The 17351-nt window shown below is 46.2% G+C and carries 15 protein-coding genes; 9 read left to right on the top strand and 6 right to left on the bottom strand.

All coding sequences use genetic code 11. From position 1 onward, the window contains the following. On the top strand, window positions 1-2667 hold the full coding sequence (locus tag T502_RS03490; RefSeq protein ID WP_042705719.1) for a tetratricopeptide repeat protein: 2667 nt from the start codon (window positions 1-3) through the stop codon (window positions 2665-2667). A gap of 516 nt (window positions 2668-3183) precedes the next feature. Here T502_RS03490 and T502_RS03485 read toward each other — a convergent pair. From T502_RS03485 to putP, 3 genes are all read right to left on the bottom strand, one after another. Then, the gene (locus T502_RS03485; protein WP_052359128.1) at window positions 3184-3564 is read right to left on the bottom strand and encodes a P-II family nitrogen regulator; all 381 of its coding nucleotides are present in this window, start codon (window positions 3562-3564) and stop codon (window positions 3184-3186) included. Between the two features lie 51 nt (window positions 3565-3615). Then, window positions 3616-4809, bottom strand: coding sequence for an ammonium transporter (locus T502_RS03480; RefSeq protein ID WP_042705718.1), 1194 nt, complete (start codon window positions 4807-4809; stop codon window positions 3616-3618). 371 nt (window positions 4810-5180) lie between these two features. Beyond that, on the bottom strand, window positions 5181-6665 hold the full coding sequence (putP, locus tag T502_RS03475; protein ID WP_245597750.1) for a sodium/proline symporter PutP: 1485 nt from the start codon (window positions 6663-6665) through the stop codon (window positions 5181-5183). Between the two features lie 185 nt (window positions 6666-6850). On the opposite strand from putP, the gene T502_RS03470 reads away from it, so the two are divergent. Then, on the top strand, window positions 6851-7255 hold the full coding sequence (locus tag T502_RS03470) for a holo-ACP synthase (protein ID WP_052359127.1): 405 nt from the start codon (window positions 6851-6853) through the stop codon (window positions 7253-7255). 162 nt (window positions 7256-7417) lie between these two features. Here the strand turns inward: T502_RS03470 and T502_RS03465 are convergent, their stop codons facing one another. Continuing rightward, the gene (locus T502_RS03465; RefSeq protein ID WP_281172077.1) at window positions 7418-9619 is read right to left on the bottom strand and encodes an efflux RND transporter permease subunit; all 2202 of its coding nucleotides are present in this window, start codon (window positions 9617-9619) and stop codon (window positions 7418-7420) included. A gap of 395 nt (window positions 9620-10014) precedes the next feature. Here T502_RS03465 and T502_RS03455 point away from each other — a divergent pair, with 395 nt between their 5' ends. From T502_RS03455 to aglJ, 7 genes are all read left to right on the top strand, one after another. After that, on the top strand, window positions 10015-11289 hold the full coding sequence (locus T502_RS03455) for a COG1361 S-layer family protein (RefSeq protein ID WP_042705712.1): 1275 nt from the start codon (window positions 10015-10017) through the stop codon (window positions 11287-11289). Window positions 11290-11307: 18 nt separating this feature from the next. Continuing rightward, window positions 11308-12693 carry a COG1361 S-layer family protein gene (locus T502_RS03450; RefSeq protein WP_042705711.1) on the top strand — a complete coding sequence of 462 codons (1386 nt, stop codon included), beginning with the start codon at window positions 11308-11310 and terminating at the stop codon, window positions 12691-12693. Between the two features lie 292 nt (window positions 12694-12985). Continuing rightward, window positions 12986-13879, top strand: coding sequence for a class 1 fructose-bisphosphatase (locus T502_RS03445; protein WP_042705709.1), 894 nt, complete (start codon window positions 12986-12988; stop codon window positions 13877-13879). A 106-nt stretch (window positions 13880-13985) separates the two neighbouring features. Next, window positions 13986-14222 (top strand): LSM domain-containing protein, encoded by a 237-nt coding sequence (locus T502_RS03440; RefSeq protein WP_042705708.1) that lies wholly within the window; start codon window positions 13986-13988, stop codon window positions 14220-14222. 16 nt (window positions 14223-14238) lie between these two features. Then, a complete protein-coding gene (locus tag T502_RS03435; protein ID WP_042705706.1) occupies window positions 14239-14595 on the top strand; it encodes a helix-turn-helix transcriptional regulator in 357 nt (118 codons plus the stop codon). A gap of 195 nt (window positions 14596-14790) precedes the next feature. Continuing rightward, window positions 14791-15354, top strand: coding sequence for a hypothetical protein (locus T502_RS03430; RefSeq protein ID WP_042705705.1), 564 nt, complete (start codon window positions 14791-14793; stop codon window positions 15352-15354). A gap of 123 nt (window positions 15355-15477) precedes the next feature. Beyond that, on the top strand, window positions 15478-16392 hold the full coding sequence (gene aglJ, locus T502_RS03425) for an S-layer glycoprotein N-glycosyltransferase AglJ (RefSeq protein WP_042705855.1): 915 nt from the start codon (window positions 15478-15480) through the stop codon (window positions 16390-16392). Window positions 16393-16436: 44 nt separating this feature from the next. Here the strand turns inward: aglJ and T502_RS03420 are convergent, their stop codons facing one another. Beyond that, a complete protein-coding gene (locus T502_RS03420) occupies window positions 16437-16976 on the bottom strand; it encodes an aldolase (protein ID WP_042705704.1) in 540 nt (179 codons plus the stop codon). A 41-nt stretch (window positions 16977-17017) separates the two neighbouring features. Beyond that, complete coding sequence (trxA, locus tag T502_RS03415) at window positions 17018-17287, bottom strand: thioredoxin (protein ID WP_042705703.1); 270 nt, start codon at window positions 17285-17287, stop codon at window positions 17018-17020. Window positions 17288-17351 lie beyond the last annotated feature (64 nt).

The following is a 17351-nucleotide window of genomic DNA, read 5'->3' as shown; positions in this document are numbered from 1 at the left end:
ATGCTTGAAAAATTATTAGTCGGAGATGGCAAAAAACATTATAATAAAGGAATAGAGTGGTATATTTCCGGAGAATATGATACCGCGCGTAAAGAACTGGAGAAAGCAATTCATACAGATGATTTGAATGCAGATGAGAAATTTAATGCACTTCTTGTCGGAGGGGATTGCCTTCTCAAATTGGGCAACTATTTACAAGCAATCAAAGCACTTAATGAGGCTTCAAAATTTAAAAGGATAAGTCAGAATAATAAAACTAACTTTCAGCAAAACTGGTTATTAGCAAAAGCATATGAGAAAATATCAGATTATTCTCGAACAATAGAGTGTTGCGAGAGTGCTATTACAGAATATCATACAGATCTCATGAGGGACAAAGTTGCTGATGATAGATTTAATGCGTATGCTAAACTTCGCAAAGGAATAGCAGATGTTTGGCTAAATTATTATGACGATGCTATAAATAACTTATGTGATGCTATTGAACTCGTGCAAAAGTCAGGTGATAATTCTTCAGATATTTCGAATCCTAATATGTTTTTTGCTGTTTCCTTGCTTCACATGGGGATAGTATGCGAAAAGCGACTACATCATGAAGAAGCTATCCAACTCATAAAAGGAGCTATTGAACTAGTTCCAAACTCAGATCCTATACCATATATGCCGCATCCGAATACGTTTCATGCATATGCTCTGTATTACCTTGGATTGGCATATAGACGAGTTAATCGCGAAGAATCAGCATGTTACTTTGAACAAGGACTCCAATACTTAAATAATGCCATTGAATTAGCTTTAGAATCAAATTCCTATCTATTTTATCAGTTATCTAGACAAAAAGGGTGGACACTTATATATTTAAATAGATATGACGATGCAGAAAGAGCTCTAAAAAATGCTTTCGGACATTCAATAAATGCAAAAATAAATGCAAAAATTAGGGCAGAAGCAGAAGAAAAAGACTTAATAAATAAATTTCTTATCAAATTACCTTATCTGAAAGATGATCTTGATGCTGAAGAACTTATTTGTAATAAGAAATATTATGATGCCATAGAGATCCATGACAAGATATTAAAGGAACTTGATTCAAATCCAGATCAAGTGAATCATTTATATAAAGATTTTCGTACAAAAATTCTGTGGGACAAGTCTATATGTCTGATTAGTATTCGAAAATATGATGATGCCATAAAGATCTATGAGAATATATTGGAAGAACTTGATTCAAATCCAGATAAAGTGAATCACAGATATAATGATTTTCGTACAAAAATTCTGTGGGAAAATGGTAATTGCTTGATGAGTCTTCAAAAATACAATGATGCCATAAATGTCTTTGAAAATATATTGACAGAACTTAATTCAAATCCCGATCTATTGAATATTTTAGATAAAGATTTTCTTGTGGGTACACTGTGGAATAAGGGCGCATGCCTAATAAGTATTCATAAATATGACGATGTATTAGAAAACTTTGACAAAATCATAAAAATACTTGATTCTAATCCCGAGATTATGGATGTTTTAGATAAAGACTTTCGTGCGAAAATTCTATGGAGTCAAGCTAATTGTCTGAGAGATCTCAAAAGATATGGTGATGCCGTAAAGATCTATAACGATATATTAGGTGAACTGTATTCAAATCAAGAGATAATGAATTGTTTTGGCAAAGACAAGTGTGCGTGGGTTCTGTGGGATAAGGCGATATGTCTAAATGAACTTCAAGAAAATAATGGTGCCATAGAGATCTGTAACAATATATTGGAAGAACTTGATTCAAATCCTGGGATGTTGAATCGTTTTCGCAAAGAAAAAAATACGCGCATTATGTGGTATCAGGGTGATCGTCTGTATGATCTTCAAAAATTTAATGGTGACATACAGATCTATGACAATTTATTGAAAGATCTCGATTCAAATCCGAATATAATGAATCTTATAGGAAAATATTTTTATGCGATTACTCTGTGGGAAAAGGGTTGTGATTGTCTGATGGGTCTTCGAAAATTTGATGATGCCATATATGTATTTGACAAATTATTGAACGAACTTGATTCAAATCCTAATGTGATGAATGTTTTAGATAAAGATTTTCGTGTTGGTACTCTGTGGGTTAAGGGCGAATGCCTGCTGAGTATTCAAAAATATGACGATGTTTTAGAAAACTTTGACAAAATCTTAGAATTACTGGATTCTAATCCCGAGATTATGGATGTTTTAGACGATAATTATCGTGTTAATATTCTGATGGCTAAGGGTTTGATATTAGTTGTATTTTGTAAAAAATATGATGCCGCGATTAAAGTTTTTAAAGAAGCAATCAAATTAAACCCCAATGACCCAGCACCCTATAGCGAAGTTGCTGACTGTTATTACGAATTAAATAAGCCTAGTCAAGCAGAATTATTTATTGGTGAACATTACATTGCACTTGGCGAGTATGAAAAAGCAATTGAGCCGTTAAGAAAAGCCATCGAAGCATGGAACCCGAACGAAGATTATGATCTCGCTTATCTTGAAAGCCGATTAAAATTCGCAAAAGAAAAACTCGGAGATAACACTGTTGATGAAACAGAAAAACCCGTCTGTCCTGACTGCGGCGCAGAACTAAAATCCGGTGATTCATTCTGCCGGAAATGCGGAAGAAAACTGAAAGACGATTAACTGAAGGGAATTTCCCTTCAGAATCTGTGATTTTTTGAAACAAAATGTTATATGTGGTTTTACTAAGGTTGAATTATTTAGGGGTATGACCATTTTGATTGATATGTAATCTGGTGTTATGTCGATTATGATTGTTATGCCATTTCTGATTGATGAATTCTGATTGATGAATTCTGATTGATGAATTCTGATTGATGACTTGTCCTTTTGATGATTTGTCTTATTATGGTTTAGTTTGTCTTTTATGCTGTTTTATGCTGCTTTTTACGCTGCTTATTATGCTGTTTTTAAGTTGTGTGCTGTGATTTTTTAGTGCGATTTATGTGATTTGTGCGATTTGTGCGATTTGTGCGATTTTTGTGATTTGATGAATTATCATGCCTGATTATATGCCTGATTTAATCATGCCTGAATTTGTGATGCCTGATTGGAATTAGTGTTTTTAATGGTGTATCCCGTCATAATGGTGCATCCTTTCAAAACGGATGATATGCCGGTGAAAAGATGATGAAAGGATTATTCACCCTTTTTATCACCCTCATTCGAATTATCATCCTTTCCCTCGCTCTTTACCCCGTCCTTCGCATCCCTGATGGTAATGCACTTCTCGATATCGTAGACGAAGATCTTGCCGTCGCCGTTCCTGCCCGTCATCGCCTCCGTCTTGACTATCTTAACGATGGCATCGACGCACCTGTCCTCGACGACGATCTCAATCTTCACCTTCGGAATAAGATTCACAAGAATCTCTCTGCCGCGGTACTGAAGAGCAATACCGCGCTGCTCACCGCGTCCGCGGACATCCGTAACCGTCATCGCATGGTACCCGCTTGCAATAAGCGCATCCGAAACCTGCTCAAGCTTCTCGGGTCTTATAACCGCCTCTATCTTCTTCATAATATCACCTGTCGATAATCTCCGAATATTCCCGTATTATGCCTCCGAAGCCTACATCTGAGTAGTCTCTCCGTGCTGTGAGATATCCAGACCGATATACTCCTCGCCCTCCGGCACACGCAGTCCTATCGTCTTGTCGATCACAATCGCAATCACATAGGTCACGACCATCGCGTAGACGACCGCGGCGCAGGCATCCACCAGCTGAATCACGAACTGATTCACATTGCCGTAGATAAGTCCGTCAACGCCGTTGATTGCCGCCGAACAGAAGACACCCGTCGCCAGCGCTCCGAAGAAACCGCCGACACCGTGAACCGCCCATGCATCCAGCGACTCGTCAAGACCCTTCTTAACGCGGAAGAGAAGAGCGCCGTAACAGACGCATCCGGCAATTGCACCGATAACGATTGCCGCCATCGGACCCACGAAACCCGCGCCCGGCGTAATCGCAACAAGACCCGCGACCGCACCCGAGATCATACCCAGGGAACTCGGTCTGCTGTGCCACCACGAAAGCGCCATCCATGCAAGGGAGCCTGCCGCCGCCGCAATCGTCGTCACGACAAAGGCATTCGCCGCGATTCCGTCCGCAGCCAGCTCGCTTCCGGCATTAAAGCCGTACCAGCCGAACCAGAGCAGAGCACCGCCGATAAGAGTCAGCGGAATATTCGCCGGCTTCATAGTCTCCTTACCGAATCCCAGACGCCTGCCGATAACAATCGCAGCCACAAGCGCTCCGAAACCCGAACTTATATGAACCACGGTACCGCCCGCGAAATCCAGCGCACCGAGCTGACTCGCCCAGCCGCCTCCCCATGCCCAGTGGGCAAGCGGATCGTAGACCAGCGTCGTCCACAGGAGCGCAAAGAGAACGAAAGCTCCGAGCTTTATCCTCTCGGCAAATCCCGAAGTCAGGATTGCCACGGTAAGTCCCGCAAACACAAGCTGGAAGACCATGAACAGAATATCCGGTATTCCGTCGCCGTCAAGTCCGACGCCGTTCATAAACAGATAATCCGCTCCGCCTATGAAACCCGCGATATCGGTTCCGAACGCCAGTGAGTAGCCGAACAGCACCCACTGAATAGCCACGACAATAAAGGCGACAAATGATAAAGTAATCATCGAAATGATACTCTTCTTTCTTACCATTCCGCCATAGAACAACCCGACTGCCGGTGTCATCAGCATGACAAGGGCAGTACATACGATAATGAATGCTGTATTTCCGCTGTCTATCATTTTACTCTCCACTCCGAGCTTACAGCCGCCGAAAACAGGAGGTTCATTTTCCTCCCGAGGCATCACATACCGCCTCACACGGCTGTATCTTCGGTGTGATAGAAAGAAGTTGTATTCCACCTTTTATAAAGTTAACGTAAAACCCGCGAAAAACCCACGACCGCGACAGGTGCCGCAGACAAAAAACGCATAATCCGAAGGAATTCACACCGTGAAAAGACAAATCAATGAAAAAAAGCGCGGGAACACCGACGAACCTCCGCAACCGTAAAATCGTCGCCAAACCGCGATAACCGAAAAAAGCACCACGAAAATCCGAAAAACACGTAAGAAAAAGATAGCTGAAAGAGAAGCGATGCCGCAAAAAAATTTTATGTGGATCTGTCGCCGATCTCGGCAACGTAAGCATCGAAGAGGTCGGTAACCTCCTTATCCGGCGTCGTCTTCAGGCTTACGAGATAAATGGCAAGCATACTCGCGATTACACCCGGCACCATCTCATAGAGATAACCGCCGAAGATAATCGGGTGAATAAGATACCAGCCGATAACGACAACGCCGCCGAAGACAATACCCGCAAGAGCACCCTGCCATGTCGCCTTTCTCCAGAACAGACCCAGAAGAAGCACGGAACCGAAAGTCGCACCGAATCCCGCCCATGCAACCGAGACAATACCGAAGACCGAACTGTTCGGGTCGAGCGAGATCGTAACCGCCAGAGCCGCGACGATAATCACGGTAATTCTCGAGATAACCAGCAGAAGTGTCTCGGACGCATTCTTATTGAAGAACGTCTTGTACAAATCCTGCGAGATGGCGGAAGAAGCCACAAGCATCTGCGAAGATGCCGTACTCATAATAGCTCCCAGAATACCGCAGTAGACAATACCCGCAATAAACGAGAACAGCGTGGACGTCGTCATCTGAACGAAGACCGTCTCGGGCACATCCAGAGGCGTCGAGAAGAAGATGTTGCCCAGCAGACCGATGAAGATGGCGGACGCAAGCGTCACGATAACCCAGACCATCGCAATTCTGCGTGCCTGCGGAATCTCCTCTGGATTCTGAATACCCATAAATCTCGGGATGATATGCGGCTGACCGAAATAACCGAATCCCCATGCAAGACCCGAAACCACAAGGAAGACCGAGATAAACTCGCCCGTGCCCGGATCCTTAAAGAGCGAAAGCATATCGGGATTGATGGTCGCAATCGTCGCGGCGCCGTCACTGAAGAGCATTCCCAGCGCAATCAGCGGAACAATGAGCAGTGCAAAGAACATCAGCATGCCCTGAATCGTATCCGTAAGACAGACCGCACGGAAACCGCCGGTAAGAGTATATGCGACGATAATAACCACACATATAATCATACCCGTAAAATAGTCCAGTCCGAAGATGGAATTGAACAGCTTGCCGCCGGCGACGAACTGTGCAGCGGTATAAACAACAAAGAAGATAATAATAAAGACAGACGAAATCGCCGAGGTATAGGCTTTCTTGTCGCCGAACCTGTTCTTAAAGAACTCACAGATGGTAATCGAATCGTTAGCCTTCTCCGTATAGACTCTCAGACGTTTCGCAATGAATCTCCAGTTAAGATAGGTACCTATCGCAAGACCGATGGCAGTCCATCCCGCCTCGGAAAGACCCGAGACATATGCCAGACCCGGCAGACCCAGAAGAAGCCATCCGCTCATATCCGAGGCTTCAGCCGATAATGCGGCAACACGCCGGTCAAGCGACCTGTTTCCCAAAATATAGTCATTTGCGGTCTTAGTACTCTTCATATAGAAGAATCCTATGTAGATCATTACACCGAAGTAGATAATGAAAGCCGCAATTATTCCGATCATATTCCAATCAGTCATAATTCACCAATTCTAAGCATAAAATTTCAATGTTACAATATATATTCATATCATTTTGATTTCGGGGAAGGCAGCGGAAGGCACAATCGCGGCAAATTCGAAACCGCCGCCAAAAATCTAATCACCTGAGAAACCAAACGACGTATACAAACGGTAAAACGGTGTGACAATTGATCCTCACAGGCACGGACATAATCTCGATATCCCGCTTCGACGACAAAAAACTCGCAAACAAAAACTTCCTCGACCGCTGCTTCACCCCCGCCGAACAGGAATACTGCCTCTCCAAAGCCAGGCCCGCACAGCATTTCGCCGCACGCTTCGCCGGAAAAGAGGCTGTCGTAAAGGCACTCTCCGGTCTCGACATAAACATGGACTACCGCGACATCGAGATACTCAACCGCAAAAACGGCAGACCCTATGTCGTCCTGCACACAAAGGACGAAAAGATCCTCAAACTTGCCGAAAGATGCGACATAAGCCTGAGCCACTCCGAAAGCGACGCAACCGCATTCGCCGTCATCGACTTAAGAGATACGGACCGGAAAATCGAAAACGGCAGAATAAACGATTAAATCCGATAAAAGATTAAAAGCGACAAAGGATTAAATCCGATAAAAGATTAAATCCAATAAAAGATTAAATCAGATAAAATATTAAAAACGACCGGATAAGAGATTAAAATAAAAAATATAAAAATTATAAAAAATATTAAAAATTTAAAAATTAAAAAGCGGTCATGCCGCCGCTTTCGCTTTTTTCTCGTCAATTTTACCCACAAGCGAAAGGGTTGCCGGCATAATTGCAATCGCGCCTATAAGCGAGAATATAACGCAGATAACCGTCGAAAGACCGAAATCCGAGATAATCGGGAACGCCGAGAGCATCAGCGCCGAGAAACCGCTTGCCGTAACAACTCCCGACACAGTAACGGCGGCGCCGACCTTCTTGACGGATTGCCTGATGGCCTCGCCCGGATTACTGCAGCGCTTCTTCTCCTCAAGATACCTTTCCATGACAAGAATCGTATATTCCGCCGATACGCCGATTGTCATCGAACCCAGACAGGCGCTGATTACATTATAGTGCATGCCGATGATAACCATCACGACCGCATTCCATCCGACAACGCAGACAATCGGAACAAGCGGCGTAACTGCCTCCTTCTTTCTGTACGCAAGCGCCAGATATACGAAAATGAGCACAAATCCGAGATAGGTCATGGCATCCTTAGTATCCGCGATATTATGCATAAGACTCGTATACATATCGAAATCGCCTGTCGGATAGACCTCTATGCCTGCGGGCATCTCCGACCAGACAAGATCGTCGACAACCGTGCTCTTAAGCTGATCCTGCTCCGGGAAACTCAGGATAACGGTCGAGAACGAGATAATAGCCTCGTTATCGCCGGAAAGAACGCCGTCGAGCGAATCCTTCGGGATACTGCTTAACACGGCATTCAGAGTCGCCTGATCCGCGGGCATCTCGCCGCCGTTCTGCTCCTTCACAAGCGTGGCGGGGCTTGTAACCCCCGTGAACTCGTTATGCGTATCCATCATATGCGTCCCGAAATTATCCATCCACTTCATCGCCTCAAGAGACCGCAGGGAATCTCCGCGTACATATAGAGGAAACGCCGTAAGCGAACCGCAGGCTTCCTGAACCTTATCCAGAGTCGTCTTGGCGGGAAGACCCGTCGGCGCCATAGAAGAATCATCCGTATCAATCGGAATCGACGGATCGATATGAATACCCGAAAGGGCGACGACAAGTCCGACAACAAGTATCAAAAACGCCGCCTTTGTCACCTTCGGCACAAGACCTTCGAGAAGATGAGTATATTTATCCTGAAGAATCACGGTCTTGGGCAGTTCGTGATCAGCCTTCGGAGTATATTTCATAATAGAGACCAGAGCCGGGAAACCGAAGAGCGAGGAGACATAACAGCACGTAACGCCTATAATGGCGACCTGCGCAAAGCAGATGATCATCGGAACCGGCGACAGGAACATCGCAAAGAATCCCATCAGGGTCGCAAGCATCGCATAAAGAACCGCAGGACCCGTATTCGAGAGAGTTACCCTATTCGACTCCTCAATAGAATTCCCTTTGCGCATCTCCTCGTCGAAACGGGCATGGAACTGAACCGCATAATCTATACCCAGACCCAGAAGAATCGGAAACGCCGCAATGGCGCCGTTACCCATCTTGACACCGAGAAGACTCATCACCGCGAATGTATAGATAAGACCGAACAAAAGCAGAACAATCGGCAGGAACCAGTATCTCATGTTCGAGAAGAGAATACACAGAACAATACCCATGAACAGGAATGCCGCCGCGATAAGAATCGCGGCATTCTCGATCATTACATCCATCAGCTGCACGTCATACGGAGTAGTACCGGTAATCTCAACCGAGACGCCGGGCGGAAACTCGGCATTCGCGACAAGGGACTCGACACGGGGCACAAGATCCTGCGTAACATCGGTGGAGATACCGCGTTCTATCTCGATATAGGCGAGAGTTGTCTGAGAATCGGGCATTATGGACTGGTAACTCTCTTTGGGAACCGACCTTACCGCCCTCTCGATATCCGCACGATTCTGCGGCAGAACGCCGCCGTTGGCATCCTTGAGAATATCCGCAACCGAGACTGTTCCCGAGACATAGTCCAGACGCTTTGCCTCTTCCTCAAGCATCAGCAGTGCCTGAAGGAATTTCGTATCGTAGACATCTGAGGTCTGAATCAGGAGCACAAAAGAATCCTTTACGAACACATTATTGTACTGGTCGTAACGCATTCCTTCGGGGGACGACTTATCGATATACTGCTCCGAATTGCCTGCCGTCTGCAGATCTGAGATCAATATTCCGCCGACACACAGAAAAACAACCATGACGGCAAGAACCGCCTTCGGAGATCTGTTGACAATATCCGCAATAGCCCCGTATACATCGCTTATTCCAAAACTAATGAAAAACCCTCCAAAAATCTGTCATAAAACCGGAATCAATCCGTACCAAAACCTGCCTGTATCCGATAAAACTATATCAAATTTACAATATCAATATACCAATATCAATTTTACTGTACAATTAAACGATATCAAATTTAACAATATCCAATATGACATTTTAAAATCAATAAATTTAACAATATCAAATCTCGGGTATCGGATCCGTCGGCATAAACCGTTACCCTATGAGATAGTAATAAACCAACAATTTATATTTCAGAGTAAACAGATTTAAAGATAATTAAGTACTGAAAACAGATACATTATTCAATTATTCAAATAACTGACAGTCTTTTGGAGAATGGAAAAAAATGAAACGTATACTTGTATATTTACTGGCAATGATTCTGTTTACCGCGGTAATACAACCCGTATTCGCCGGTGAAAAAATAGTCACGAACGGACCCGACATCATAGTCACGGTAGACGGAAGCAACGTAATCTCGACGGGTCAGGACAAAACACTCGTTCTGGCAGTCCAGAACCGCGGTCTTATCGACATGAAACTCGTTCAGACACAGTACATGACCACGGACTACCTGCCCAACACGGCAAAGAGCGGATTCGTCACGCTCAACCCGGGCAACTCGCCCATCGTAGTCAAATCGGGATCCCAGACCTTCGGAGATCTGCCGGCAGGAAACATGAAAGACCTGTCCTTCGACGTATATATCCCGCAGACGGCTCATTCCGGAACATACCAGATGACTGCCGTCGTCGAATACGAATACATGTATGATAACGAGCAGTACGGAAGCGACGCCATCTCATACACATTCAAGAAGGTAAAGAAAGAGGTACCCGTAACCGTAGTCATAAGCCCCTCGGTCGTCCTTGAGGTAACCAATGTCACATCCAAAAACCTCAACGCCGGCGGCGAAGGCTACATCAGCATGGATATAACCAATATCGGAACGGACTCGGCAACCACGTTTGCGGCATTCATCGAGCCTGCCGGAAGCAGCCCCATATCCCCCGTCGATAACGGAGTCTATGTAGGAGACCTCGCAAAAGGTCAGACCGTCAACATAGAATACAAGGTCGCGGTCTCAAGCACGGCAAACGAGAAACAAAGTTACCCCGTTATCGTATACGGAACCTACAAAGACTATGAAGGACTCGACGCAAAGACGGCGCCGGTGACGGTCGGAATCTCCTTTGACGGCAAGATAAAGTTCGAAGTCGTAAGCGACACGCCTCAGATAAGCTCCGGAGAGAACGTCATCGCCATAGTCTATAAGAACACCGGTCAGGCAACGGCATATCAGGCACAGGGAAGAATAAGCGTCGTATCTCCGTTCTCGAGCAGCGATACCAACTCGTATATCGGCGACATTGCCCCGGGTGAAGAAAAGACGGCATATTACAAGGTTAAAGTATCGTCTGACGCCACTCCGAAGGAATACTCACTCGACTCCGAGATAAGATATGCAGACAGCGATAACAACAACTATGTCTCGGATACCGTCAAAATAATCGTCAATTACAAAGAGTCGGCACCCGTGGAACTCATCGTCATAATAGTCCTCATAGTCGTAATTGCGGGTGCGGGATACTACCTCTACAGCAGGAAGAAGAATAACTGATTCTCCGGAGATTTGGGAATGTATTCGAAAAAACATGCAGACGGATATAGCGGACATAAATCTCTCACGGTATCGGAGAGAGGGGGAGAGCGGAGCCTGCCGAAATATGCGCGTTATGCACATGCGTCGGCATATGCGGCAATCTTTGCCGTTCTCCTCATGCTTGCCGTGCCCTGCGCCGGTGCCGCCGGAGAACACACGGTCGGAAGCACTCCGGCGCTCTCGGGATACGTGAGCGGCACAAACTACTTTTATCCGCAGTCAAACGTCCAGATAACAATAGTGCTGGAGAACGCGGCTCTCGATAAGTCGGCAATCAGGGGCGTGCAGTATACCACGGATGTCATCGAGTCCACGACCGCACTTAACACAATAGGCAGACTCACACCGGGCGATGCACCGGTAACCGTCAAGACCGAGAGGCAGATGTTCGGCAATATTCCGGCGGGAAGCTCCGCAACTGAGTCGTATCAGATCAACATAAACGAGAATGCGCCTGCGGGGCTGTATAACCTCATTCTCGAGACGGAATACAGCTATGTGAAATACAGCAACATTCTTCCCAACGGCATTTGGGACTATACCTATCAGACCGTTGTCGTTCCGGTAGAGATCCCGATTGAGATTCGCGGAGTCGTCAAACCCGAGATTCTCTCTGTCGATGCCGAAAGCATCTCCCCGGGTCTTAACGGAAAGATTACGCTCGTAATAAAGAACGCGGGTTACGAAACAGGAACCAATGCCGCGGCACTGCTCACGTCGCAGGGCGGCATAATCCGTTACATTGACGGCAGCGTATTCATCGGCGATTTCAAGCCCGGAGATGTTACCGAGGTCGTCTTCAATGCCGAGGTAAAAGACGGAGCGGGCATTGGCGTGCACCCCGAGAAACTCACGATTCAGTATACGGACAAATACGGTCAGACCGTAACGTCGACATCGGAGAGCTTCGGAATCCCCGTCACAAACGGCGTTAAATTCGCCGTAACTTCGGGAAGCATCAAGATAGCGCCCGGAGAATCGGGCAAATACGATATCGTTCTGAAGAATATCGGCGACAATACGGCATACGACACCAAGATAAGACTGATCCCCGAGAGCGAAGTAAAGATTGACGACAACTCGGCATCGGTAGGCAAACTCGCCCCCGGCGAATCCGTAACCCTGCCGTTTAACATCGCAATCGACTCTAGTGCCGATGCAATCCCCTATTCGATAAATACCGAGATAAAATACCGCGACGCCTCGGACAGACTCATACTTGCGAAGCAGATAAAGATTGAGGTGGACACACAGCCGCCCAACGTTCTGCTCAATCTGATCACAAATCCGATTACGATATTTGTTATCATCGGCGCAATCCTTGTCGCGGTATACTATACAAGACAGCGCAAAAACGAGTGATCGGGAATTCCGCCCCGATTACCCGACCTCAATAAAACCCAATAAAACACAATAAAACTCAACAAAACCCAATAATACTCAACAAAAAAAAACGAATTCCACTTTTTTCAGCCGCACGCATATATCGGCAGATAAATTAAACAGATTTAAACAGATAAATTGAGTAAATAAATTGACAGATTATTTGTGCAGATAAATTGGGTAAATAAATTGACATATAAATTGAGCAGACAATAACTAAAAAGATGGAACAGCGAAATATTATATTACATCGAAATATGCGGGAGACAACATGACGACACTGAGAGAATATCTTGACAAAACCGACTGCAAAGACGACTTAAAAGACCTCATCGAACTTATTGCAATCCAGGCAGTCCCGATTCGCGACGCATTCATATACAATCAGTCCTACGCGGGAACCGAGAACTCGTCCGGAGATAAGCAGGCGGCGCTTGATGTCTGGTCTGACGAACATATAGTAAACGTGCTTCTCAAATCCAATCTCGTATCTCAGATTGCATCCGAAGAAAGAGACGATATCGTCAAAAACCCGAACGCCAAAGCCGGCTACGCGGTCGTAATGGACCCGCTGGACGGCTCGTCGCTCATCCAGGTCAACCTCTGCGTAGGCACCATTGTCGGAATCTACGACAACGGCGACGCGCTCTCCTGTGGCAATCAAATGCGTGCCGCGATGTACATGCTCTACGGACCCATGACCGTCCTTACGCTCACGGTCGGCAGCGGAGTATATATCTTCGCGCTCAAAGACGGCGTCTACACCATGCTCGAAGAGAATGTAAAGATGCCGCAGGGCAAACTCTACGGCAGCGGCGGTCTCAAGAAAGACTGGATACCCGAGCATGAGAAGTTCATCGACGAGATCGAAAAAGAAGGCGGCAAACTCAGATATTCAGGCTCTTTCGTCGCCGATTTCCACCAGATTCTGAAGTACGGCGGCATATACTGCTACCCAAAGACCAAAGACAATGCAACCGGAAAACTGCGGCTTGTCTTCGAGGCTAACCCGATAGGATTCATAGCCGCACAGGCGGGCGGAGAGATAACGGACGGCGTAAACAACCTCCTTGACGTAAAACCGCAAAAGCCGCACCACAAGACCCCGATATATGTCGGAAGCAAAAACATGACGGAAAAGATTATCCGCATCTGCAAAGAATAATGCGTGTATTTGTGCGGACATACGCGGACACGGCAGGACATGTCATCTCCGCAGATAAGGATTCGTATGGAATAATTAATTACATAACAAAACCATATAATTGACGATGGTTAATAGCATTGTTCTGCCCATAAAAAAAGTGTCAGCACTTGTTGACTCGAAAATCACAGTCGAGATTAAGGATGAGGGCAAATCCCTTCAGGGCAAGCTTGTCGCCGTGGATGAGCACTTAAACATCCTCATGGAAGAAGCGACCGAGTTCATTAACGGCAAGAGAGGAAGAAATCTCGGCACGATTGTCATCCGCGGAAGCAACATCCTGACGATAGCACCTTTAATCTGATTGGCACGTTAAAGACATGACCGAAATTGAAGATGAAGCAATAAGGCTCATTCAATCGACGCCGGAAGGTATACTTCAGAGCGAGCTCTGGAAACTTCTGAATATCGACAGCCGAAAGTGTTCGAGAGTCGTCAAAAAACTCATTGATACCGACATGGTCGACAGGCTCGAGTATAAGTCGGACGGCATCAAGACGTATCTCCTGAAAGCAAAGAAACGTGCGATTGATCCCGGGCTTTTGATGGCATCCGGCGAACTTCTGCCCTGCATCTGCTGTGAGGAGGAGTGCAGCATTCAGGACTGTCCCTACCTCATGGACTGGATGTATCAGCTCGCAATCGACGAGTTCTCGGAAGAGAACAGCGAAAACTGATCTACGAAAACCAATCATATATCACCAATCAAATATCATTTTCACATTTTCCGGAATCTTACATTTTTAAAATTTTCAAATTTTCAAAATTTAAGATTTGCACCTTCCCCGAATTGCCGTATCGTTTACCCATTTTCGTATCTTTTCCGCATATTTTGACAATTTATTTATCTTCCTGCGCCGATAGTCATATACTTGACCGAAAATTCCGCAATAAAAGACCGATCTTCGAAAGTAAACTCGGGAGCAGACAGGGAAGCAGACTCGGAAGCAAACTCTCAGGTTCTTGCCGTCCTTCTGACAGTCGCCATAGTAATAATACTAGCAATGGTCGTGCTTTTATGGGCAATGAGCCTTGAGATGCCGGATGTGCAGTTTCCGTCGAAAACACCCGCAATATTCGAGATTCGCCAGCTGAAAAGCACGGCACCGAACTACGAAGGCAAGATTACCCTCTACAACGGCGGCAAAATCGACTACCTCAACAGCGACCTTTACGCCGAGATATACCGTAACGACGTCCTTTTGCCATGCCGCATCGAGACCTTCAGAGGTACGGATTTCATACCCACGCACCATTACCACGTAAAGACCATAAGCGGATCGGGTTGCAGAAACGATTACTGGAGAAAGGGCGAGAAGGTCGCAATCGATATAACCGACGGTCTCATCAGACCCGGCGACCGCATCAGAGTCGACGTCTTCAGCAAAACCGACAATTCCAGAATATCGACGGACACGAATATAGTGCCGCAATAGTGCCGGACCGGTGCAACAGTGACGATACAGTAACACAACAGTAACGCAACAGTACGGTTACGTGTCCGGGATCCGTAACCGATCTGAAAAGATTATGAAGTTATATTCAGATATATGATAATAATGGATGTAAATAAGGATGAGGTCTGTATCTTCATCCCCACACTTAACGAAGCGCCCACAATAGAAAGTCTCATTCTCTCATTCAAAGAGATAGGTTACAGCGACATACTTGTCATGGACGGCAGGAGCACGGATAAGACCGTCGAGATAGCGAAGGCAGCGGGCGCAAAAGTCAAAATACAATCCGGAAAGGGAAAAGGACAGGCAATCATCGAGGCAATAGAAGAGATAGACAAACCATACATACTGATGCTCGACGGCGACGGCACCTATGTCCCCGCCGATGCCGAGAGGATGCTTGCCCCGCTCTTCGCAAACGACGCCGATCAGGTAATCGGAAACCGTCTGGATACCTTTGAACCGGGAGCGCTCAGCAAATTCAACCATTTCGGCAATCAGGTAATCAATTATCTCTTCAAGGTCACGCACGGAGAATACTTAGGCGATATTCTCTCGGGATACAGGGCGTTTAAGACCGAATCGATAAAGGAGATGGATCTCAAAGAGAAGGGCTTTGAGATTGAGACCGAAATCTCGGTGCAGTCGGTGGCAAACCGCCAGAAAACGGTCATCGTCCCCGTTGCCTACAAACCGCGGCCGGGCTCGCCCACGAAACTTCACCCCGTCCGCGACGGCGCCAAGATAATCTTTGCAATCTGGCGGCTTGCAAAAGTCAGCAACCCGATGTTCTACTTCGGACTTATAGGACTCACGCTCGCAGTGCTCGGACTCCTGTCTGGTATTTTCGTGTTGTATGAGTGGTTCAGAAGCGTTGTTCACACCGAACTTGCAATACTCACCGTTCTTCTGATAACGCTCGGTTTTCAGATATTCATGTTCGGAGTCCTCGCCGATATGTTCCTTGCGTCGAACCGCGAACTTAAAAGAGAAATTCAGAGATTAAAACGCAATTAATCGTTATTCGGACAATTGCGAAAATAAAAACGTTAATCCGGCAATCAGGGGTGATCGCCGGTTAAATACACTATTTTCGAGGCATGCTCGGCTATCGAAGTCATAAGGTATGCTTCCTTCAGAGTTTTGCCGACCGTAAACGTCCCGTGCCCTCTTGCAACGGCGGCATTGCCGTCCGAGAGTGCCGCCGCCACATTGCGGGCAAGCTCTTCGGTCCCGGGTTCGCCGACGGCAACCGGAATTTTCGGGCAGAGCATCTTTCCCTCGCTGTCCTTCGTCATGATAATATCGCGGTCGAAGGAGACCGTCACGGCATATGCCGGATGTGCGTGGACTATCGCCATGACATCGGGACGCTGCTTATAGACCGCATAATGCACTCGCCACTCGCTCGATGCGCCCGCCTCGGGCACGCCGTCATCGGATACGAACTTTACCTCCCCGCATTCGTCAAGATACGAACCGCTCTTTGTGATGTAAAAGCCGCCTTCAGTGCGGACACTCATGTTTCCGAAGTTGCCGCCGACGAGACCCTCGTTAAAGAGTCTCTTTCCGATATACTCGAATTCTTCAGTAATTTTCATATTTGCGCCAAAAATTGAGGATTAAAAAAGTTAAAAAATATTCAGATCAGCGGCGTCAGAAGTTTCTCGAGCGTGGCTGCATCCGTGACACCCTCACGCCTGTGAACAATCTCGCCGTCTTTCTCGATGATCAAAGTGGGGACTACCTCAATGCCGTATGTCATCGTAAGTCCGGGTTCTTTGTCAATATCAATCTTCTTTACCTCGATTGAATCGCCCATCTTCTGTCCGAGTGCATCGATAATCGGGGACTGCATCCTGCAGGGTCCGCACCACTCGGCATAAAAGTCCATAAGAACAGGTTTTGCCATGTTTTTAACTCCTATTTTCTTACACAAAAAATGTCTGATAAAAATAAATACTTTATCATATTGC

It is taken from the genome of Methanomicrobium mobile BP (assembly GCF_000711215.1).
Lineage (GTDB): Archaea > Halobacteriota > Methanomicrobia > Methanomicrobiales > Methanomicrobiaceae > Methanomicrobium > Methanomicrobium mobile.
The sequence above is the reverse complement of the archived record's forward strand: the minus strand, read 5'-3'. Positions and strand labels throughout refer to the sequence as shown.

Excerpts from the sequence above, each read along its gene's own strand:
- T502_RS03440 (WP_042705708.1), top strand. The coding sequence starts at position 13,986 with ATGGTTAATAGCATTGTTCTGCCCATAAAAAAAGTGTCAGCACTTGTT.
- T502_RS03420 (WP_042705704.1), bottom strand. The coding sequence starts at position 16,976 with ATGAAAATTACTGAAGAATTCGAGTATATCGGAAAGAGACTCTTTAAC.
- T502_RS03480 (WP_042705718.1), bottom strand. The coding sequence starts at position 4,809 with ATGATAGACAGCGGAAATACAGCATTCATTATCGTATGTACTGCCCTT.
- trxA (WP_042705703.1), bottom strand. The coding sequence starts at position 17,287 with ATGGCAAAACCTGTTCTTATGGACTTTTATGCCGAGTGGTGCGGACCC.
- aglJ (WP_042705855.1), top strand. The coding sequence starts at position 15,478 with ATGGATGTAAATAAGGATGAGGTCTGTATCTTCATCCCCACACTTAAC.
- T502_RS03485 (WP_052359128.1), bottom strand. The coding sequence starts at position 3,564 with ATGAAGAAGATAGAGGCGGTTATAAGACCCGAGAAGCTTGAGCAGGTT.
- T502_RS03490 (WP_042705719.1), top strand. The coding sequence starts at position 1 with ATGCTTGAAAAATTATTAGTCGGAGATGGCAAAAAACATTATAATAAA.
- T502_RS03445 (WP_042705709.1), top strand. The coding sequence starts at position 12,986 with ATGACGACACTGAGAGAATATCTTGACAAAACCGACTGCAAAGACGAC.
- T502_RS03455 (WP_042705712.1), top strand. The coding sequence starts at position 10,015 with ATGAAACGTATACTTGTATATTTACTGGCAATGATTCTGTTTACCGCG.
- T502_RS03435 (WP_042705706.1), top strand. The coding sequence starts at position 14,239 with ATGACCGAAATTGAAGATGAAGCAATAAGGCTCATTCAATCGACGCCG.
- putP (WP_245597750.1), bottom strand. The coding sequence starts at position 6,665 with ATGATCGGAATAATTGCGGCTTTCATTATCTACTTCGGTGTAATGATC.
- T502_RS03450 (WP_042705711.1), top strand. The coding sequence starts at position 11,308 with ATGTATTCGAAAAAACATGCAGACGGATATAGCGGACATAAATCTCTC.